This is a genomic window from Bradyrhizobium tropiciagri (assembly GCF_018130545.1).
In the GTDB taxonomy this organism is placed as follows: Bacteria; Pseudomonadota; Alphaproteobacteria; order Rhizobiales; family Xanthobacteraceae; genus Bradyrhizobium; species Bradyrhizobium tropiciagri_A.
This window is the reverse complement of sequence record NZ_JAFCKF010000015.1, coordinates 61,146-81,192: the sequence shown is the minus strand read 5'-3', so window position 1 is coordinate 81,192 and position 20,047 is coordinate 61,146. Positions and strand designations below refer to the sequence as shown.

16 protein-coding genes are annotated in these 20,047 nt (G+C 65.0%); 9 read left to right on the top strand and 7 right to left on the bottom strand.

Translation table 11 applies throughout. The features are described from left to right. Positions 1 to 210: 210 nt before the first annotated feature. Both JQ616_RS38590 and JQ616_RS38585 read left to right on the top strand, forming a co-directional pair. Entirely contained in the window at positions 211 to 684 is a 474-nt protein-coding gene (locus JQ616_RS38590; RefSeq protein WP_212023416.1) for a MarR family winged helix-turn-helix transcriptional regulator, read from the top strand. Positions 685 to 1,143: 459 nt separating this feature from the next. Next, positions 1,144 to 2,286 (top strand): dienelactone hydrolase, encoded by a 1,143-nt coding sequence (locus JQ616_RS38585; RefSeq protein WP_212023415.1) that lies wholly within the window; start codon positions 1,144 to 1,146, stop codon positions 2,284 to 2,286. Between the two features lie 16 nt (positions 2,287 to 2,302). Here JQ616_RS38585 and JQ616_RS38580 read toward each other — a convergent pair whose 3' ends face one another. The 4 genes from JQ616_RS38580 to JQ616_RS38565 form a co-directional block, all read right to left on the bottom strand. Continuing rightward, entirely contained in the window at positions 2,303 to 2,707 is a 405-nt protein-coding gene (locus JQ616_RS38580) for a DUF4864 domain-containing protein (RefSeq protein WP_212023414.1), read from the bottom strand. Positions 2,708 to 2,790: 83 nt separating this feature from the next. Then, positions 2,791 to 3,633 carry a caspase family protein gene (locus JQ616_RS38575; protein WP_212023413.1) on the bottom strand — a complete coding sequence of 281 codons (843 nt, stop codon included), beginning with the start codon at positions 3,631 to 3,633 and terminating at the stop codon, positions 2,791 to 2,793. Between the two features lie 83 nt (positions 3,634 to 3,716). Then, positions 3,717 to 5,243 (bottom strand): lysozyme inhibitor LprI family protein, encoded by a 1,527-nt coding sequence (locus tag JQ616_RS38570; protein ID WP_212023412.1) that lies wholly within the window; start codon positions 5,241 to 5,243, stop codon positions 3,717 to 3,719. Positions 5,244 to 5,310: 67 nt separating this feature from the next. Then, positions 5,311 to 5,859 (bottom strand): cupin domain-containing protein, encoded by a 549-nt coding sequence (locus tag JQ616_RS38565; RefSeq protein WP_018273259.1) that lies wholly within the window; start codon positions 5,857 to 5,859, stop codon positions 5,311 to 5,313. Positions 5,860 to 6,019: 160 nt separating this feature from the next. Here JQ616_RS38565 and JQ616_RS38560 point away from each other — a divergent pair, with 160 nt between their 5' ends. The 3 genes from JQ616_RS38560 (at position 6,020) to JQ616_RS38550 (ending at position 9,190) form a co-directional block, all read left to right on the top strand. Continuing rightward, positions 6,020 to 7,348 (top strand): aspartate aminotransferase family protein, encoded by a 1,329-nt coding sequence (locus tag JQ616_RS38560; RefSeq protein ID WP_212023411.1) that lies wholly within the window; start codon positions 6,020 to 6,022, stop codon positions 7,346 to 7,348. Positions 7,349 to 7,454: 106 nt separating this feature from the next. Continuing rightward, positions 7,455 to 8,720: a D-amino acid dehydrogenase gene (locus JQ616_RS38555; RefSeq protein WP_212023410.1), complete on the top strand. Its 1,266-nt coding sequence runs from the start codon at positions 7,455 to 7,457 to the stop codon at positions 8,718 to 8,720. 23 nt (positions 8,721 to 8,743) lie between these two features. Then, entirely contained in the window at positions 8,744 to 9,190 is a 447-nt protein-coding gene (locus JQ616_RS38550) for a GNAT family N-acetyltransferase (protein ID WP_212023409.1), read from the top strand. 14 nt (positions 9,191 to 9,204) lie between these two features. On the opposite strand, the gene JQ616_RS38545 is transcribed toward JQ616_RS38550, so the two are convergent. Together JQ616_RS38545 and JQ616_RS38540 are read right to left on the bottom strand one after the other, a co-directional pair. Further along, positions 9,205 to 12,339: a multidrug efflux RND transporter permease subunit gene (locus JQ616_RS38545; protein WP_212023408.1), complete on the bottom strand. Its 3,135-nt coding sequence runs from the start codon at positions 12,337 to 12,339 to the stop codon at positions 9,205 to 9,207. Between the two features lie 1,221 nt (positions 12,340 to 13,560). Beyond that, positions 13,561 to 14,208 (bottom strand): TetR/AcrR family transcriptional regulator, encoded by a 648-nt coding sequence (locus tag JQ616_RS38540; protein WP_212023407.1) that lies wholly within the window; start codon positions 14,206 to 14,208, stop codon positions 13,561 to 13,563. Positions 14,209 to 14,360: 152 nt separating this feature from the next. On the opposite strand from JQ616_RS38540, the gene JQ616_RS38535 reads away from it, so the two are divergent. Genes JQ616_RS38535 through JQ616_RS38525 form a run of 3 tightly spaced genes read left to right on the top strand, consistent with a single transcriptional unit; the run spans position 14,361 to position 18,172 of the window. After that, complete coding sequence (locus tag JQ616_RS38535) at positions 14,361 to 14,858, top strand: (2Fe-2S)-binding protein (protein WP_212023406.1); 498 nt, start codon at positions 14,361 to 14,363, stop codon at positions 14,856 to 14,858. Further along, positions 14,855 to 15,901, top strand: a complete 1,047-nt coding sequence (locus JQ616_RS38530; RefSeq protein ID WP_212023405.1) for an FAD binding domain-containing protein — start codon at positions 14,855 to 14,857, stop codon at positions 15,899 to 15,901. Before JQ616_RS38535 ends, JQ616_RS38530 begins: the two co-directional genes overlap by 4 nt. A gap of 3 nt (positions 15,902 to 15,904) precedes the next feature. Next, the gene (locus JQ616_RS38525) at positions 15,905 to 18,172 is read left to right on the top strand and encodes a xanthine dehydrogenase family protein molybdopterin-binding subunit (RefSeq protein WP_212023404.1); all 2,268 of its coding nucleotides are present in this window, start codon (positions 15,905 to 15,907) and stop codon (positions 18,170 to 18,172) included. A 199-nt stretch (positions 18,173 to 18,371) separates the two neighbouring features. Here the strand turns inward: JQ616_RS38525 and JQ616_RS38520 are convergent, their stop codons facing one another. Next, on the bottom strand, positions 18,372 to 19,097 hold the full coding sequence (locus JQ616_RS38520; protein ID WP_212023403.1) for a cupin domain-containing protein: 726 nt from the start codon (positions 19,095 to 19,097) through the stop codon (positions 18,372 to 18,374). A gap of 176 nt (positions 19,098 to 19,273) precedes the next feature. On the opposite strand from JQ616_RS38520, the gene JQ616_RS38515 reads away from it, so the two are divergent. Beyond that, a complete protein-coding gene (locus JQ616_RS38515) occupies positions 19,274 to 20,041 on the top strand; it encodes an ABC transporter substrate-binding protein (RefSeq protein WP_212023402.1) in 768 nt (255 codons plus the stop codon). Positions 20,042 to 20,047 lie beyond the last annotated feature (6 nt).

Genomic DNA, 20,047 nt, shown 5'->3' with positions numbered 1-20,047 from the left:
TATCGAAGACTGCCTGCATCGTGATGTGCGATACGGGCAAAATATTGTATGACTATATCATCTAATTGCGATTGATCGGGAGTGTGGCACGGTATGCCGAAGGCAATTGCGAGATCAAACCACCACTGCAGACCTTCGACGGCCAATTCCGCGGCGGCATCTCGTTCGGCTCTTCGAAGCGATCGACCCGCGAAGACAACCGAACTGCAGTTGCAGCGCCTCACGGGAAGCCTGCATTCCCTGTCGTCGCGCCACCATCACCTGACCCAGGGCTACGCAGCGCGTGCCGGCATCGCCGGCATTCAGTACACGATCCTGACCACGATCCGTTATCTCGATACCAGGGGCGACGTTTTTCCGGTCACCATCGCTGCGCATCTTCGCCTGACCAGCGCGGGCGTCACCAAGGCGATCCATCACCTCACCGAGCTTGGCCTGGTCGAGAAGGCCGGTGATCTGGATGATCGCCGCCGTACCAAGCTGAGCATCACGCCGGCCGGCTGCGCCCTTCTTGATTCGCTCGCACCGATGCAGTCGAACGTCAACGACGTGTGGCTGGATTGCATGAACGACGAGGAGTTCTCGATCTTTCTCGATCTCGTCGAGCGATTCATCAAGTCGAGCGATCGCGCGCTGGCGGTGCAACACTACCTTGTCAAGGACAGCGTCATCGTCGCTTTCTAGCTGTCGGGTGCCGATCGAACGGCGCAATGCCGTCGCGTGGCCAAGCGGCTTGCATGGCGAGTCACAGTCGAGTGACCAGCGGCGCGCCGATTCTCGCGATCCCGTGAGCGCGTCTACGCCGACAGCAGATTTGCCACACGCGGCAGGCGAGCCGGACGACGCATCGGACGTTTACCGAGCATCCGCTCGGCAAACGATTGCTGCAGCAACATTTGATACCGCAGGCATAAGCGCAACGCATTCCTGCGCCGCCATATCGTCGATTGCTGCCGCTGAATTACTTCAATTATATGAAGTCGTATTGGAATAATTTCTTGGGAGAGCTGGGTGACTGGCGTTTGCGATTTCGCCGCCAACGTCGCGCGGCAGCCGAAGCGGCGGATCGTCGACGCGAATTGGCGGACTCGTATCGATCACGCGTACCGGCAACGGAGCCGGCTGCGAACGAGTTGACGAACCATGCATGACCATCATGAAGCGCAAGGCGTCTCGTCAAGCGGCGTCGAGTTCGATGACAAGGGCTGGCCCGCCTGGCCGGATCGCGAGGATCTATCGGCGGAGTTCATCAAGCTGTTGGCCGCCGCACAGGAGGGCGGCTCGACGGTTTCCGAATGCTGGTTGACCTTGAGCAAGATCGACCTCGCTTCGGAGAGCTCGTGGTCGGCAGAGTGGATCAAGACCGCGGAGCTGAACGAGGCGAGGGCCGAACTGTCGTCGCTGAGCGGCAATATGATCACTGCCCGTCGCAACTGGCTTCGGGCCACGACGTACTTTCACGCTGCCGCGAGGCCTCCCGGCTACTCCAATGATTTGTTGAAGCGTGCCGTCGACGGCATGCGGCGATGCGCGATCAAGTTCCTGGAGAACCGCGTTCCCGCCGGCCAGCTGCTCTCGATTCACTGGACCGACGACCTGTCGCTTCAGGCCTGCTATCTGCCGTCGGCTGTTCGCGACGATGGACCCGTCATCGTCTGCATCGGCGAGCCGGGCTCCTACAAGGAAGAATTGATCACCAAATACGCGGGTCACGCCAACGAGCGCGGCTTCGCGCTGCTCGCGGTGGATCTCCTCGGTACCCAGACGGCCCTGCCGCCGGAACGGCTCGAGGGCCACAAGTTTGAAGCCGCCATGAGCCGTGTGCTGGACTTTCTTTCGGAGATGCCAGGCGTCGATCGCACGCGGATCGCCATCGTGGCGGATGCCTGCAATTCCTCCCTTGTCGCCCGTGCGGCGGCTAGCGATGCTCGCTTTGCCGCGGCAGTTTGCGACGCCGGAATGTGGGACTTGCACGAGAGAAGTTTCTTCCATCGGCAAGCCGGCGACGACAGGAAAATTTGCTGGATTGAAGAAGCCAACGCGATTTCACGCGGCATCGAATGTCCATTGCTCGTCACTGCCGGTGAAGCCGGCTGGCTGCTGCCGGGTGCCTTGGCCAAGTTCGGCGACCAGTTGAGCAGCATTCATCGCGACGCCAGCTTGATCCTGTTCCGGCGCGGCGAAACCGCCGCCATGCAGGGGCACATCGACAACCCGACATTGGCCAATGAGGTCATCTTCGACTGGCTTGAAGACAGGCTGGGGCCGAGAAAGCGCCTCGCGTAAATATCCTATCCGGCGATTACACCGATTGGCCGGCCTTGAGCAGCGAGCAGCCGGTGATCTTCAGGCTGCCGTCCGCCTGCCGCTCCAGCGTGTAAAGCGCCTCCCACGCCTCGCCATTGGCATCGACGATGTGGACGCGCTGCGCGATCCGGTCGCCCGCGCTCTGCGCCTCGCCGAACTCGAAGCTGCGGTGTCGATAGACCGGCGCGTATTGGTTCTGCACCATCGACATGAAGATGTCGGCCTGCGGAAAGATCTGCCGGATCGCTGGCGCGGCGTAGGAATAGGCGCCGGCGGCGTCGTCGCGGGCGAACGCCTGCTCCTGGGCGCGGATCACGTCCTGGGCGGTGCTGACGTCGTCGGCCGCGGCGGGCGAAACGAGGGCGAACAGAATGGCGGCAATGAGGGCGATCGCGCGCATGCGGGGCTCCATCTCGGATACCTGCTGTTACGTATGACACCGCAGTTCGGTTTCCACCGCAAGCGAGGCGGGCGTCGCCTGCGTCAGTGTGGGACGCCGCGCGGCGGCCTGGACGTCGATCCCGCATCGCGCGCAGGCCCGGCTTCCCTGGCCGGCGGCGCACCCGCAAAATAGAACCTGGTTGCGATCGGCGAGGCGGCCACCCATGGCAATTGCTGGCCGTGAGTTGCCTGCTCCACCGCAAGCCCGACTTCGTTGAAGGTCCTGAACAGGCCATAGCCCTGGTGCTGCATGGTGGCGGCCAGCGCGCGCGTGTAGGGGCTGTGACCGCCTTCGCCATCGAGCGCGACGCTGCGCGGCTGGGTCGCGAACGAGATCAGCGTGCCCGGTCGCGCCTGCATCTGCGCCAGGCCGCCGGTTCGCGAGCGCACGCCGCGACCGCGAAACGGATTGTTGCGGCAGGCATCGAGCAGCACGAGGTTGATCCTGGTGCCTGATCTTTCCATCTGGTCGAGCACGGCGGCCATTCCGATGCCCTGCATGAACACGTCGCCCTCGTCGGTAGGATGGGCGTCGACCGGAACGAGGTAGTTGAGGCCATGGGTCTCGACCCCGTGGCCGGCGTAGTAGAACAGCGCCACGTCGGCGCCTTCGAGTTCGTGGCCGAATTCCTGCAAGGCCTCGTCAAAACCGCTCTTGGTCAGGTCGACCCGCGCACCGCCGCCGACCACGACGAAGCCGAGCGACGAGAGCGTCTCCGACATCAGCCGGGCGTCGCCGGCCGGGTTCGGAAGTTGCGGCGCGCTCTGATAGGCGGAATTGCCGACCACCAGCGCGACGCGCTTTTCCGCGTGCGCGGTGGCGCCGATGCACAGCACGAATGCCGCGACGGTCAGACGCGACAGGATGCCGTTTCGGCCGAACATGGGGATGCACTCCGCGGGGCGGGACGTCAGGCGCTCAAGGATTGGTCTTCCCGGACCGTCTCAGGTTCGAACGCGCCGCCGCATCAGCGGATCGAGCCCTTGAAACTGTCGATGTCCGGCGAGGGGCGGGCGGGAAACAGCCGTGCGGTCGAGGAGTTGTCGAGCCGGCGCCTGCATTTTGCCTCGTCGGTGCTGTCCTCGGTGCCGTCCTTGCCGGTGCGCTTCCTGGCAAAGGCGTCGTCCAGCCGGTTGACGATCAGCATGGCGTGGTCGCGCTCCAGCGTGTCGGGATTCTTGCGCTGCTCGTCGGAGCGGAAGCCGCCGCCGACAGCCTTGCCCGTCATCTCGTAGTCGCAGCCCGCCTTCCAGTCGCCCTGGTCCCACTTCCATCCCGTGGCCTTCACGGTGCCGTCCTTGTCGGCGGTGACCTTGATGATGGCGTTGTAGGCAAGCCAGATGCCGGCGAGCCCGCTGCGCTTGTCGTCAAAACCTTCGAGCAGCGCCAGCCGCTCACGCTGCAAGCCGTTGACGTGATCGCGCGCGTCGACGGTGAAGTGCACTTGCGAGCTCTGCTTGTTCCAGGCCGGGTGCAGGAATTCCGGATATTGCTCGGTCTGGCTCTTCACCCAATTGCGCTGGTCGTCGATCAGCGCGTGCCGCGTTGCGTCGTCGAGCCGCGGCTGCAGCGCCTTCCAGGCGCGATTCAGCCGCTGGTCGTTGTCGGCGAGATCAGGATCGGCGCAGATTTCCTCGTCGGTCGCGCTCTCGGGTCTGGTGCAGTCGAAGGTCGGCGCGACGAAGGCGGTGTCGGCCTTGTCGGATGTCGCATCTTTGCCGGCGGCGAAATAGCTGCCGGTGGTTTGCCACATCGACGAGCAGTCGTTGAGCCCGTCCCAGTCCTCGTCATTGATGCTCCCCACGATCCGCAAGGTCTCGCCCTGGCGGCGCAGTTTTAATGACGGCGGCTTGGCGGGAGTGGCCGCGGCGTCCGTTTTCGGCTTGTCGGGCGGCGTGTCCGCTTCGATCACCACGGGACCAGAGAGCCAGGCAGTGCCCGAAGGCTTCAGCTCGGCGGTCAGCTTGCAGCTTCGCCTGCGGTCGCCGCCATAATCGCCGCGCAGATCGGCGGCGAGGCGAAAGCCGCCGCTGTCGGCCGGCGTCAATGTGATGCTACCGAAAGCATTGACCCAGGTGCCCGATAGGCCGGGCCGGCCGGATGCCAGTCCGCTGAGTGCCGCCGCGCGGCGCCGCAAGGCCTCGGCGAAACTCTCCTTCAGTTCGTTCTCGTTGGTATCGGCCAGCACCTCGGCGGCATCGATGATCATCTCGTTGAACCAGGCCTGGTCGCGCTTCAGCAGCGGCTTGACGTTCGCCGGCATCTTGCCGAGCGCCGTGTCGAACGCCTTGTCGACCTGCGCCACGAGCTTGTCATAGCCGGCCTTCTTGCAGTCGGCGGTCTTGATCGTGCTGTCTCCGCTGTCGCCGCACAGGCTGATCGCGGTGGGCGCGCTGCTCGAGGCGCGCAGATAATCGTCCATCGCAACCGAAGGCCCGGAGGCAAGGATCGCGATGGCCGCGACGGCGGCCGCAAGCCGTGAAGAGCAAGTCATCGACGTCACCCGCAAGGCCGCGCCATGCGGCCCTTGCGCCTTGGGTCGCCGGCCCGGCGCGCCGGGTTCAAAATGTCGGCGGCGTGCAGGCCGAGATCACCTCGCACGGCTTGGCGCCGATGCAGCGGAAGCGGTGCGGGCGGCGGCTTTCGAAATAATAGGCGTCGCCGGCGTTGAGCACCCGCCGCTCGTCGTCGACGGTGACCTCGAGCCGGCCCGAGACCACGATGCCGCCTTCCTCGCCCTCATGCACCAGCGGCACCCGCCCGGTGTCGCTGCCGGGCTCGTAGCGCTCTTTCAGGATCTGCAACGCCCGTCCGAACAGGCTGTCGCCGATCTGCAGGTAGGAGATTGGCTTCTTGCCGATCTCGGTCAGCTCGTCGGCGCGGTAGAACGCTTTGCGCGGCCGCTCCGGCTCGATCGCGAAGAATTCGGCGAGCCCCATCGGGATGCCGTCGAGGATCCGCTTCAGCGCGCCGACCGACGGGTTCATCTGGTTGGATTCGATCAGCGAAATCGTCGAATTGGTCACGCCGGAGCGCTTGGCGAGCTCGCGCTGCGACAGCTTGTGCCGCGCGCGGATGAATCGCAGCCGTCCGCCAATATCGACGCTCATGGCAATTCCTTTGGCAAGTCCCTGTTGCAGGTGTTGCGGATCGAACAAATCTTCGCAGACCGCCTTAACAAGATCAATGGCTTGCGGTGCGACAGAAAAGGACTTGTTGAGTGCTGGGAAGAGTGGTCCGACTATAGGAAACCCATAATGGAGCGCCGCCGTGACCGTTCATCAGATTCCGAACACGATCAAGACCGACTCGTTCTGGATGCCCTTCACGGCCAACCGGCAGTTCAAGAAAGCGCCGCGGCTGTTCTCCTCCGCCAAGGGCATGTACTACACCTCGGTCGACGGCCGTCAGGTGATCGACGGCTCCGCCGGTCTGTGGTGCGTCAATGCCGGCCACGGCCGCCCGCAGATCGCGGCCGCGGTCGAGCGGCAGCTCTCGACGCTGGACTTCGCGCCCTCGTTCAACATGGGCCACCCGCTGGCGTTCGATTTTGCCGAGCGGCTCGCCGAGATCGCCCCGAAGGGGCTGGATCGGATCTTCTTCACCAATTCGGGCTCTGAATCGGTCGATACCGCGCTGAAGATCGCGCTGGCCTATCACCGCGCCGCCGGCCAGCCGACCCGCACCCGCCTGATCGGCCGCGAGCGCGGCTATCACGGCGTCGGCTTCGGCGGCATGTCGGTCGGCGGCATGGTCGCCAACCGCCGCCAGTTCGCGACCCATCTGCCGGGTGTCGACCACATCCGTCATACCCATGATCTCGCCCGCAACGCCTTCGCCAAGGACCAGCCGGATCATGGTGCCGAGCTCGCCGACGATGTCGAGCGGATGGTCGCGCTGCATGGTGCCGACACCATCGCGGCCGTGATCGTCGAGCCGGTGCCGGGCTCGACCGCGGTGCTGCCGGCGCCGAAGGGCTATCTGCAGCGGCTGCGCGAGCTCTGCACCAAGCACGGCATCCTCTTGATCTTCGACGAGGTCATCACCGGCTTCGGCCGCCTCGGCACCCCGTTCGCCGCCAATTTCTACGGCGTGACGCCTGACATGATGACCACCGCCAAGGGCATCACCAACGGCACCGTGCCGTGCGGCGCGGTGTTCGCCAGCCGCCAGGTCCATGACGGCCTGATGGTCGGTCCGGATAACGCCATGGAGCTGTTCCACGGCTACACCTATTCGGCGCATCCGGTGGCCTGCGCGGCGGGTCTTGCCACGCTCGACATCTACAAGGACGAGGGTCTGTTGACCCGCGGCGCTTCGATCACCGACTACTGGCGCGATGCGCTGCATTCGCTGAAGGGCCTGCCGCATGTCGTCGACATCCGCAACCAGGGCCTGATGGGTGCGGTCGAGCTCTCGGCGCGTGACGGCGTTGTCGGCGCGCGCGGCTACGACGTGATGGTCGATTGCTTCAACAGCGGCCTCTACTTCCGCATGAGCGGCGACTCGCTGGCGCTGTCGCCGCCTTTGATCGTCGAGAAGTCGCACATCGACGACATCGTCTCGATCCTCGGCGACTCCATCAAGCGCGTGGCCTGATAATTGCTAGCGAGATAGTCGCTAGCTCTACAAATTGCTGTCGCCGTTGCGAAGCAGAGTGGTTTCGCAGCGGCGATTGCGTTTTCGCTGCAGGATGTGAGGAAAAGTGAAGGTCCTTGTTCTCGGCAGTGGCGTGATCGGCGTCACCTCCGCCTATTATCTCGCGCGCGCCGGCCACGAGGTGACGGTGATCGACCGTCAGCCGAAGCCTGCGCTCGAAACCTCCTTTGCCAATGCCGGCGAGGTCTCGCCGGGCTATTCATCGCCCTGGGCTGGCCCCGGCGTTCCGGTCAAGGCGGTGAAGTGGCTGTTGATGAAGCACGGCCCGCTGGTGATACGGCCCAAGCTCGATCCGGTGATGTGGCTGTGGCTGCTGAAGATGCTGCGCAACTGCACTACGCCGCGCTACGCGGTGAACAAGAGCCGGATGATCCCGATCGCCGAATACAGCCGCGACTGCCTGCAGGCGCTGCGCAGCGAGATCGGCATCCGCTACGACGAACGCGCGCAGGGCACGTTGCAGCTGTTTCGCTATCAATCGCAGCTCGATGGCACCGGCGACGACATCGCGGTGCTGAAGCAATATGGCGTGCCGTTCGAGCTGCTCGACCGCGAGGGCTGCATCAAAGCCGAGCCGGCGCTCGCCGGCGTGAAGCAGAAATTCGCCGGCGGGTTGCGGCTGCCGCATGACGAGACCGGCGACTGCCACATGTTCACGCAGGCCCTGGCGCTGGAAGCCGAGAAGCTCGGCGTGCGCTTCAACTTCAATGTCGGCATCGACGGGCTGAACGCCAATGCGACGCGGATTACCGGCGTTGCGACCAGCGCCGGCGTGATGACCGCCGACGCCTATGTGCTGGCGCTCGGCAGCTACTCGCCGCATCTGGTGCGGCCGCTCGGCATCTCGTTGCCGGTCTACCCGGTGAAGGGTTATTCGATCACGGTGCCGATCAAGGACGCGTCCGGCGCGCCGGAATCGACCGTGATGGACGAGAGCTACAAGGTCGCGATCACGCGGCTCGGCGACCGCATCCGCGTCGGCGGCACCGCCGAGATTTCAGGCTATTCGACCAAGCTCTATGACGCGCGGCGCGCGACGCTGGATCATTCGCTGACCGATCTGTTTCCGCGCGGCGGCGATCTTCCCAAGGCAACGTTCTGGTGCGGCCTGCGCCCGATGACGCCGGACGGCCCGCCGGTGATCGGCGCGACGCGCTACGCCAACCTGCATCTCAACACCGGCCACGGCACGCTCGGCTGGACCATGGCTTGCGGCTCGGGCCGGGTGCTCGCCGACACGATCTCCGGGAAACAGCCCGAGATCGACACCAAGGATCTGTCGATCACCCGCTACGACCATCGCTTCGGGTGATCGCCTGATCGAAGGAGGCGCAAATGCCGCTGCAGCACGAGCTTGCCGACTACGAGATATCAGCCGATCCGCACCGCCTGGACCTCGACGTCATTCACGCCTTTCTGACGGAAGAGAGCTATTGGTCGCAGGGCATTCCGAGATCGACCGTGGCGCGCGCGATCGCAAATTCACTCTGCTTCGGCGTCTATCAGGATGCGGCGCAGGTTGGCTTCGCGCGGATCGTCACCGACAAATCAACCTTCGCATTGCTCGCCGACGTGTTCATCCTCGAGGCCCATCGCGGCAAGGGACTGTCGAAGCGGCTGATGCGCAGCGTTGTCGAGCATGAAGACCTGCAGGGCCTGCGGCGCTTCCTGCTGCTGACCTCGGACGCCCATGGATTGTACAGCCAGTTCGGCTTCGAGCCGCTCGGCAATCCATCGCGCTTCATGGAGATCCTCCGCCCGGATATCTATCGCGCGCGTTGACGGCTCGTCCGTCGTCATTCGGCAGCGTTCTTGATCGTCGGCGGTTCTTCGTCGCGGTCGGCTCGTTTCGCCGTCCAGTCCGACAGCGCGTTCGAGAGCCGGTCGAGATAGAGATAGACCACCGGCGTGGTGAACAGCGTGAGCGCCTGGCTCACGATCAGGCCGCCGACCATCGAATAGCCGAGCGGCTGGCGGATTTCCGAACCCGTTCCGGTGCCCAGCATCAACGGGACACCGCCGAGCAGGGCTGCCATCGTCGTCATCATGATCGGGCGGAATCGCAGCAGCGCTGCTTTGCGGATCGATTCCTGCGGCGACAGATGTTCCTCGCGTTCGGCGGCGATCGCGAAGTCGACCATCATGATGCCGTTCTTCTTCACGATCCCGATCAGGAGGATGATGCCGATCAGGGCGATCAGGCTGAAATCGAATCCGAACGCCATCAGGATCGCCAGTGCACCGACTCCGGCCGATGGCAGCGTGGACAGGATCGTGAGCGGATGGATGTAGCTTTCATAGAGAATGCCGAGGATCAGATAGACCACGACCAGTGCGGCCACGATCAAGAGCGGCACCGAGCTCAGCGATTGCTGGAAGGCCTGCGCGGTGCCCTGGAAGCTTGAACTGAGCGTGGCTGGTGCGCCGATATCCGCGACGGCGTTCTGGATGGCATCGGTGGCCTGGCCGAGTGCGACGCCCTCCCCGAGATTGAAGCTGATCGTGGTCGCAGGAAACTGCCCCTGATGGGCGATCGCGAGCGGGCGCACCGGGACCGTGGTCCACTTGGCGAATACGGAGAGCGGCACTTCGTCGCCCGTGGTCGGTGACTTGATGTAGAGCTTGTTGAGCGTGTCGAGCTTGCCCTGCAATTCGGGGAGGATCTCCAGGATGACATGGTAGCTGTTGAGCTGGGTGAAGTATTGCGTCACCTGGCGCTGGCCGAACGCGTCGTACAGCGTGTCGTCGATCAATTGCGGCTGGATGCCGAAACGCGCCGCGGTATCGCGATCGATGGTCATCGTCACCGTCGTTCCTTCGGTCTGCTGGTCGGTGGCGACATCGCGCAATTGCGGCAGGGTCTTCATTTTGGCGAGGATCTTCGGCGCCCATTCGTTCAGCTCGGCGAGGTTGGCGTCCTGCAGCGTGTATTCGAATTGCGTCCGCGTGGCGCGACCGCCCAGCCGGACGTCCTGCGACGCCTGCATGTAGAGGCGGGCGCCCTCGACCGCCTCGAGCTTCGGCCGCAGCCGCGCGATGATCTGCTGGGCGTTGGCGTCACGCTCCTCGTGCGGCTTCAGCGTGATGTACATGCGGCCCGAGTTCAGCGCGGTGCCGCCGCCGCCGATGAACTCGGCCATGCTCTCGACCGCGGGATCGGCCCGGACGATCCTGCTGAGTTCCTCCTGATGCTGCTTCATGTCGGCAAACGAGATGTCCTGGGCCATCTCCGAGACGGCGTTCAGGAAGCCGTTGTCCTGTTGCGGGAAGAATCCCTTGGGGATGATCACGAACAAATAGACCGACAGCGCCAGCGTCGCGAAGAAGATGCAGAGCGTGGTCCGGCTCCAGCGCAGCGCCAGATCGAGCCCCCGCTCATAGCCATGCAGCATCCTGTCGAACGCCGCTTCGCTCCATTGGTAGATCCGGCCGTGCCTGGTTTCGCCATGCGCGCGCAGGAAGCGCGATGCCATCATCGGCGTCAGCGTCAGCGACACCACGAGCGAAACGAAGATCGCCATCGCGAGCGTCACCGCAAACTCGCGGAACAGCCGGCCGATCACGCCGCCCATCAGCAGCAGCGGGATCAGCACCGCGACCAATGAGATGCTGATCGACAGGATCGTAAACCCGATCTCGCCGGCCCCCTGGAACGCCGCGGCGAGGGGCCGCATACCCTGCTCGACATACCGCGTGATGTTCTCCAGCATGACGATGGCATCGTCGACCACGAAGCCGACCGCGATCGTCAGGGCCATCAGCGAAAGATTATCGAGCGTATAGCCGAACACCCACATCAGCGCGCAGGCGCCGAGCAGCGCGAGCGGCACGGTCACGGCGGGAATCACCGTGGCCCAGAAGCTGCGCAGGAACAGGAAGATCACCATGACGACGAGGACAATGGTGATCAGCAGCGTGATCTGCACGTCGTCGACGGCGGCGCGGATGGTCAAGGTGCGGTCGCTGATGATCTTGATCTTGATGGCGGGCGGAATGGCGGCAATCAGCCTCGGAAGCTGCGCCTTGATCCTGTCGACCGTGCCGATGACATTGGCGCCGGGTTGCTTGAAGATGACCAGGAACACGCCGCGTTTGCCGTCCGCCCATGCGGCCTGCTTCATGTCTTCCGGCCCGGCAACGGCCCGTCCGATGTCGCGAATCCGCAACGGGCCGCCGTTGCGGTAGGCGACGATGACGTCATTCCAATCCTTGGCCTCGACCAGCTGATCGTTGGCGTAGATCGTGTAGGCGCGCCGGTCACCGTCGATGTTGCCCTTCGGACTGTCGACCGTGGTGATGGCGATCTGGCTGCGGATATCTTCCAGCGACAGCCCCTTGGCGACCAGCTTGGCGGGATCGATCTGCACGCGGATGGCAGGCTTCTGCTGCCCGCCGATGAACACCTGGGCGACGCCTGAAATCTGGCTGATCTGCTGCCCGAGCTGGGCGTCGACCGCGTCGCTCACCTTGATCAGCGGCAGGGTGTCCGAGGTTGCCGACAACAGCAGGATGGGCGAGTCCGCAGGGTTGACCTTGCGATAGGTCGGCGGCGACGGCAGGTTCTTCGGCAGCTGGCCGCCTGCGGCATTGATCGCCGCCTGGATGTCGTTGGCGGCGCCGTCGATGTTGCGGTTCAGGTCGAACTGAATGGTCACCGCGGTCGATCCGAGCGAGCTCGTCGAGGTCATCTGCGCAATGCCGGGAATCTGCGCGAACTGCCGCTCCAGCGGCTGTGCGACGGAAGACGCCATGGTCTCGGGGCTGGCGCCGGGCAAGCTCGCGGAGATCTGGATGGTCGGAAAGTCGACCTGCGGCAGTGGCGCGACCGGCAGCAGCGGATAGGCGACCATGCCGACGAACAGAATGCCGGCCATCAGCAGCGAGGTGCCGATCGGGTAGCGGATGAATGGTGATGAGATGCTCTCGTTCATTTCCACGATCCAAATGAACGGCAGGCGCATCTTCCCCCGAACAGTGGGAGTCGCCCTCGAAAGCTCGAGTGCGAACGCGCGTTTCCCTCGCCATGGCCAATCGGCAGATCGCGCAGTCGAGCTGCGCGCCTACCTGTTTTTTACCAGCATAATCATTCCCGCGGACGGGGCGCGAACGGAAACATCGAATGGCGCATTCGACCTTCGTTCAACTGTCGGAATCCGCGCAAATCGCGCAAGATATATCGAATTGCGATATATCGACCGTTTCGTTCCGCGGCGAACGGCGGCGTTGCGATCGTTCGCGGGCGATATTGTGTAGCCCGTGGGGGCTCTCGAAGTTCTAAGCGATGTCGAACTCATCCTGCATCGCCGTCACGGTGTCGCGAGATTCTCTCTCTTTTGCTTCATCAAGCGCAGTCTCGCGTGTGCCGCCGGGATTCCAGCTCGGCGTGTAGCTCTTTGGATCAGCTTCAATCCGGCCAGGCCGGCCCGTTTTTCCGGTTCGGCAGTCAGCTCGTGCCGCATCTGAAGTGTCTCTATCAGGCGTCTCTGGGCGCGGTATTCCGATCAACAGGGGCAGCCAGCGTCATGTTCCTCGCGTCGCATGCTGCGCGTCCGAACCTTGGAACGCCGACCCTGCGCAACACGTTGCCTCGACTGGAAGGAAAGGGCTTCACATGAATAAACTGGCAACGATCGGTTTGGCCGCGGCGATGATGCTGTCTACGCCACTCGCTCTCGCTCAAGGAGCGGGCGGTGGCTCGGCGCGCGGCGCGCGTGCAGGCGCGGGGGCGGACAGCTCAGGCACAGGAACCGGTACCGGGTCCTCCGGCACCACCGGAATGGGAACGGGCACGGGGCTGAGCAACCCGCCCGGAAGCACCACCGGCAACATGAACAATCCGGGCACCTCAACGCCGAATTACTGGACCGACCCGAGCGACAATTCAGCGACGGGGACCGGAACATCGAACTTGCCCGGCAACAACAGCGGAACGCGGGCCGTCCCGCGATGACCCCAAAAGCCTGCGTGCGGGTCTTTTCGCCACAAGCCTGATCAACGAAAAGCCCGGCACATTGGCCGGGCTGGATCGCGAATATGACCTAGAGCAAATATGAGCTTGGACGCGTCAATGCTGCGATCTAGCCGGACGCCGGTCGGGCCGTCTGTGCACTTTTTCACACTCGCCGAATTATTTCCCGGCAGGCCACCGCTGGCTAGGGCCGCCGCGCCTTGTTTGGGCTGACTTTCCTCACGGGCCTTGCCTCTGACTGCGTTGTGCTCGTCGGCTGCACCCGCAGTCCGTCCACGAACACATCGAGGAGCCTGAGCGCGGTGGTCTGCCAGCCCGGCTGGTCGTGCATGTAGCACATGCCGATCAGCGCGCGCAGCACGTCCTCGGCGCTGATGTCATCGCGGATCGCGCCGGCCGCAACCGCGCGCGCGAGCAGGGTGCCGATGGCCTTGGTCAGGCGATCGAATGAATAGGCGTGCAGCTCGGTCGAGCCGGTCGCGACCAGCGCAAGTGCTGAGACCATGCCTTTCTTGGTGGCGACGAATTCCACATTGGCGCGCAGCCAGCGCCGCAGCGCCGCGACCGGCTCGGGCGCATTCTGCAACTGCTCGGCCAGATCGCCGAGCTGCTCGACCTCGCGGCGATAGACCGCCTCATACAGCGCCTCGCGGGTCGGGAAGTGGCGATACAGCGTGCCGATGCCGACGCCGGCATGGCGCGCCACGGCCTCCAGGCTCGCCTCGCTGCCGCCGGCCGAGAACACGGCCTTGGCGGCTTCCAGCACGCGCTCGCGATTGCGCACGGCATCGGCGCGCGGCTTGCGGACAATTTCTGGTGACGACCCGGCCATCCTTTTTCTTTTCTCCCTCCCTTGTAAACGGAGGATGCCTCCGTATATGGCGACCAGCACCGGGCCTGACAAGGCGCGCCGACCTCTGGATCGGCGGCCACGGGTTCGCGTTGCCTCGATTCAACCCGACCATACACGGATCGGAGCCCCGCATGAATCTCCCACTCAGCCTCACCATCAATGGCGTCCGCCGGGAAATTGCCCTCGACGACCCCCGCGTCACGCTGCTCGACCTGCTGCGCGAGCGGCTCGACCTCACCGGAACAAAGAAGGGCTGCGACCGCGGCCAGTGCGGCGCCTGCACCATCCTGGTCGACGGCCGTCGCATCAATTCCTGCCTTGCGCTCGCCGTCAGCCATGACGGCGCCGAGATCACCACCATCGAAGGCGTCGGGCGCGGCGGAGAGCTGCATCCGGTGCAGGCCGCCTTCATCGCCCATGACGGTTTCCAGTGCGGCTTCTGCACGCCGGGCCAGATCATGAGCGGCATCGGCCTGATCGAGGAGGGTCAGGCGGGCCCCGATCCGGAGCGGGTGCGCGAATGCATGAGCGGCAATCTCTGCCGCTGCGGCGCCTATCAAGGCATCACCGAAGCCGTGCTCGAGGCACAGGCCGACATTAATGCAGGCAAGCAGAGGCGCTCCGCATGATGAACTTCGATTATGTCAGGCCGGCCAATGTCGCGGACGCGATCACGGCGGCTTCCGAGAAGGGCGCGAGCTATCTCGCCTCCGGCACCAATCTGCTCGACCTGATGAAGGGCGGCGTCAGCCGGCCGAGCCGCCTTGTCGATGTCACGCGTCTGCCCGGGCTCGATCGCATCGAGCATCTCGCCGACGGCAGCCTGCGCATCGGCGCGCTGGTGCGCAATGCCGATCTCGCGCACGACGCGGAGTTCGCGCGCAACTATCCGGCGGTCGCCGAGGCGCTGCTGTCGGGTGCATCGGCGCAGCTGCGCAACGCCGCGACCGTCGGCGGCAATCTGATGCAGCGGACGCGCTGCGCCTATTTCTACGACGCCGGCAGCGCCTGCAACCGGCGCTGGCCGGGCGCCGGCTGCGACGCGCTGAAGGGCGAGAACCGCCTGCACGCGGTGCTGGGCTGGAGCGAGGGCTGCATCGCGACCCATCCATCGGATTTCTGTGTGCCGCTGGTTGCGTTCGATGCGATCGTCGAGATCGAGGGCAAGGGCGGCCGGCGCGAGCTGCCGCTGGAGGCGCTGCATCGTCTGCCCGGCGATGCGCCGGAGCACGAAACCGCGCTGGAGCGCGGCGATTTGATCGTCGCGCTGCGGCTGCCGGCCAACGCGAAAAACTTCGCCGGGCACGCCCGCTACATCAAGGTCCGCGAGCGCACGTCCTACGCCTTCGCCGTGGTCTCGGCTGCGGCGGCCTTGCGCATCGAGGACGGCAGGATCCACGAGGCGCGGCTTGCGCTCGGCGGCGTCGCCGCAAAACCGTGGCGTTCGCGCGAGGCCGAGCAGGTGCTCGCAGGCGCTGCGCCGGATACGACGGTCTATCGCGAGGCGGCGCGCGCTGCACTCGCCGAGGCAAAACCGTCCGGCGACAACGCCTTCAAGATCGAGCTCGCGCAGCGCATCGTCGTGCGCGCGCTCACCCTTGCTGCCGCAGGCACGCCGGATCGCATCGCCGCGCTGCCGGGCTCTCCCTTCTCATCCGTTGCAGGAGCGTAACGCATGACGGTTGAACTCAATCTGACCCGCGACCCCGCCCATCTCAGGCACGGCTCGAATATCGGCCAGCCGCTGACCCGCACCGAAGGCGTGCTGAAGGTGACCGGCAAGGCGCGCTATGCCGCCGACAATCATCCGCCCGGCATGGTCTATGCCGTGATCGCGACCAGCTGCATCGCACGCGGCCGCGTCAAATCGCTCGATGTTGCCGCCGCCAGGCGCCACCCCGGCGTGATCGACGTGATGACGCCGGCGCACAAGCCGCCGCTCGCGGAAGACCCGGATGCCAAGGGCAATCCGTTTGCGTTCCGCATGGAGCTGTTGCAGAGCGACGAGGTGCGCTACGCCAATCAGGCGATTGCGGTGGTGATCGCCGAGACGCTGGAGGCCGCCACCGAAGGCGCCGCACTGCTGTCGCCGCGCTACCAGGTCGAGATCGCGCGCGTCGGCCTCGACGCCACTGAGGCCTATGCGCCCCCGGTGGTCGGGATCGGCAATCCCGCCGAAGTCCGCCACGGCGATATCGATGCGGGCTTCGCCGCGGCTTCGAAACGGATCGACGCGACCTACCAGACCCCGGCGCAGTATCACAATGCGATGGAGCCGCACGCGATCGTCGCGGTGTGGGACGGCGACCGCCTGTTCCTCGATACGCCGAGCCAGGGCATGGCGATGGCGCAGATGCGGATCGCCGGGCTGTTTGGAATTCCGCCTGGTAACATCCACATCAACAGCCCGTTCCTCGGCGGCGGCTTCGGCTCCAAGGGCCTGGTCTCCGGGCCGCAGGTGCTCGGCGTCATGGCAGCGAAACTCGTGGGGCGTCCGGTCAAGCTGGTGCTGCGGCGGAGCCAGATGTATGGCCCGGTCGGCCATCGTTCGGCGACAAGGCAGCGTATCCGGATCGGCAGCGACGATGCAGGTCAGCTGACCGTGATCGATCACGAGGCGCGCATCACGACGTCGAGCTTCGACGATTTCTACGAGCCCGCCGCCGACGCCTCGCACACGCTCTATGCCAGCCCCGCGATCCGCACCGCGCATGAAGCCGTCCGCGTCGACACCGGCACGCCGCTGTTCATGCGCGCCCCGGGCGAGGCCACCGGATCGATCGTGCTGGAGAGCGCGATCGACGAGGCCGCGTTTGCCTGCGGCATCGATCCCTTGGAATTCCGGCTGAAGAACTACGCCGAGGTCGAGCCGACCACCGGCAAGCCGTTTTCCTCGAAGGCGCTGCGCCAATGCTACGCCAAGGCGGCCGAACGCTTCGGCTGGGCCGGCCGTCCGCTGCAGCCGAAGCAGATGCGCGACGAGAACGGATTCCTGGTCGGCTGGGGCATGGGCACCGCGACGTTCCCGGCGCTGATGTTCCAGGGCAATGCCCGCGCCGTGATCCGTGCCGATGGACGCGGCGTGATGGAGAGCGGCGCGCATGACATGGGGCAGGGCGCCTGGACCGCGCTGACGCAGATCTCGGCCGATGCGCTCGCCCTTGATCTCGAGCAGATTTCGTTCCTGTCGGGCACCTCCGACCTGCCGGATGCCGGCATCGCCGGCGGTTCCGCGCATACCGCAACCGTCGGCGCCGCGATCCACAATGCTGGCGCTGCCGTGATAGCAAAACTCGCCGAGCTTGCGACCTCGGACCAGCGCTCGCCGCTGTTCGGCGCCGGCAATGCCGGTGTCGTAGCGCGGGCCGGGCGGCTGCACCGACGCGACGACGATGCGCGCAGCGAGAGCTATGCCGAGATCCTGGCGCGCGCCGGCGTTGCCGAGGTCGAGGCCTCCGGCACAGGTGCGGCCGATCCTGCGGCGCAGTCGCAATACGCGATGCATGCGCATGGCGCCGTGTTTGCCGAGGTCAAGGTCGATCCGGAGCTTGGCCAGATCCGCGCCACGCGGCTGGTCGGCGCGTTTGCCGCTGGCCGCATCATCAATCCGCTGATGGTGCAGAGTCAGCTCCGCGGCGGTATGATCTGGGGCCTCTCCTTTGCGCTGCATGAGGAGGCGGTGATGGACCATCGTTCGGGGCGCATCCTCAATGCCAACCTCGCCGAGTATCATGTGCCCGTCAATGCCGACGTGCCGCCGATGGATGTCATCACGGTCGACGAGCACGATCCGCACGTGAACCCGCTCGGCATCAAGGGCGTCGGCGAGATCGGCATCACCGGCAGCGCCGGCGCGGTCGCTAACGCCGTGTTCCACGCCACCGGCATCCGGGTGCGCAATTTCCCGATCAAGATCGAGGAGATCGTGATGGGGTTGGGGTGAAGCTGCCTGACGCGAGGGCGATCTAACCATCATCGTCGTCCCGGCGAAAGCCGGGACCCATAACCACGAATGTGAGTTGTTGTGCGACGCTGGAGCCGCAGCCTTCTTCAACAACACAGCCCTGTGGTAATGGGTCCCGGCCTTCGCCGGGGCGACGCAGGATAGCCTTCGCCGGGACGACGGCGGAGGGAGCAGGGCCTTACCCCGCCGCAGTCACGCAATTCACCCACAGCACCACCGCCTTGGCATCGCGCGCCGGATTGGAAAACCGATGCGGCCGCCGGCTGGCAAATCTAAAACTGTCGCCCTGCTTCAGCGTCCAGGTCTCGGTGTCCACAGTCAGAATCATCTCGCCTTCAAGCACCAGGCCGGCCTCTTCGCCGTCATGGGTGTAGAACTCGTCGCCGGTGCTGCCGCCGGGATCGAGATGCACCAGGAACAGATTGAGCCGGCTCTCGCTGCCGGCCGGGCTCAGCAGCTGCTTTGAGATTCCGGTGCGCCACAGTTTCAGCTCGGCGCGCTGCACTTCGCGGGTGACGACGCCGCCGGCGCCGTCGGCCTTCGGCGTCGCGCCGAACAGCGCGGCGATGCCGACGCCGAGCACGTCGGCCAACGTCGCCAGCACGCGCAGCGAGGGCGACGACAGGCCGCGCTCGATCTGGCTGATGAAGCCGATCGACAGCTCGGTACGCTCGGCAACCGTCTCCAGCGACATCGACTTGTCGCGGCGCAGGTCGCGGATCCGGCGTCCGACCGCGAGATCCATCGCGGGCTCGGCCGGCTTCTTGTCCAGTTTCTTCTCTGGTTTCTTCGCAGTTTTCTTCTCAAGTTTCTTCTCAGGTCTTTTGGCCGGCTTTCCGGCGACGCGGCGTGCCGTCGCAGGCCGCACTGCCGCGCCTTTGCGCAATCTCTTGCTGCCACTCACGTCAGTCCGCTTCCTTCATGTGCATGAAAACCGCTTGCATTAGCCGCGGTTTCGTGACCACAATTTCATATTGGTGAAAATAGGCCGGAACGGCGTCGCCCGCAACCAAAAGCGCTGACTTAGCGGGCGCAGCGGCACCGGGGCCGGTTTTGGCGTCAGTCTCGGGAGGTGGTGCGATGTCCTTTCAACGTTTCGTGCAGGCCGCGGTCGCGGCGCTTGCCCTTGCCGTGAGCGCGCCGTCAGGGGCGCAGCAGGTGCTCAAGGTCGGCTCGACGCCGACCGGCATCCCCTTCACCTTCCTCGACACCAAGACCAATTCGATCCAGGGCATCATGGTCGATCTGGCCACCGAGATCGGCAAGGATGCCGGCTTCACCGTGCAGATCGAGCCGATGCAGTTCTCGGCGCTGATCCCCTCGCTGACCGCAAACAAGATCGACATCATCGCGGCCGCGATGTTCGCCACCGCCGCGCGCAAGGAGGTGATCGACTTCTCCGAGCCGGTCTACACCTATGGTGAAGGCCTGGTGGTGCCGAAATCCGACACCAAGGCCTATGCCTCGCAGGAAGATCTGAAGGGGGCCGTGGTCGGCGCCCAGGTCGGCACCGCGTTTGTCGATGCGCTGAAGAAGACCGGCCTGTTCAGCGAGGTCAAGGTCTACGACACCATTCCCGACATCCTGCGCGATGTGAATGCCGGCCGCCTCAAGGCCGGCTTCGCCGACTATCCGATCCTCGCCTACAATCTGCAGCAGGGTAATTTCGCCGACGTCCGGCTGGTCGACGGCTACAAGCCGGTCACCGTCGGCACCGTCGCGATCGGTGTCCGCAAGAGCGACACCGAGTTGCTCGGCAAGATCAACGCCTCGCTGGCGAAGCTGAAGGCCAACGGCACGATCGCGAAGATCCTGGAGAAATGGGGCCAGAAGGCGAGTGCGTCGTGACAGCGT

Bases quoted from the DNA above. Each gene is read 5' to 3' on its own strand.
- JQ616_RS38585 (WP_212023415.1), top strand. From the start codon at position 1,144: ATGCATGACCATCATGAAGCGCAAGGCGTCTCGTCAAGCGGCGTCGAG.
- JQ616_RS38580 (WP_212023414.1), bottom strand. From the start codon at position 2,707: ATGCGCGCGATCGCCCTCATTGCCGCCATTCTGTTCGCCCTCGTTTCG.
- JQ616_RS38575 (WP_212023413.1), bottom strand. From the start codon at position 3,633: ATGTTCGGCCGAAACGGCATCCTGTCGCGTCTGACCGTCGCGGCATTC.
- JQ616_RS38570 (WP_212023412.1), bottom strand. From the start codon at position 5,243: ATGACTTGCTCTTCACGGCTTGCGGCCGCCGTCGCGGCCATCGCGATC.
- JQ616_RS38565 (WP_018273259.1), bottom strand. From the start codon at position 5,859: ATGAGCGTCGATATTGGCGGACGGCTGCGATTCATCCGCGCGCGGCAC.
- JQ616_RS38550 (WP_212023409.1), top strand. From the start codon at position 8,744: ATGCCGCTGCAGCACGAGCTTGCCGACTACGAGATATCAGCCGATCCG.
- JQ616_RS38545 (WP_212023408.1), bottom strand. From the start codon at position 12,339: ATGAACGAGAGCATCTCATCACCATTCATCCGCTACCCGATCGGCACC.
- JQ616_RS38540 (WP_212023407.1), bottom strand. From the start codon at position 14,208: ATGGCCGGGTCGTCACCAGAAATTGTCCGCAAGCCGCGCGCCGATGCC.
- JQ616_RS38535 (WP_212023406.1), top strand. From the start codon at position 14,361: ATGAATCTCCCACTCAGCCTCACCATCAATGGCGTCCGCCGGGAAATT.
- JQ616_RS38530 (WP_212023405.1), top strand. From the start codon at position 14,855: ATGATGAACTTCGATTATGTCAGGCCGGCCAATGTCGCGGACGCGATC.
- JQ616_RS38525 (WP_212023404.1), top strand. From the start codon at position 15,905: ATGACGGTTGAACTCAATCTGACCCGCGACCCCGCCCATCTCAGGCAC.
- JQ616_RS38515 (WP_212023402.1), top strand. From the start codon at position 19,274: ATGTCCTTTCAACGTTTCGTGCAGGCCGCGGTCGCGGCGCTTGCCCTT.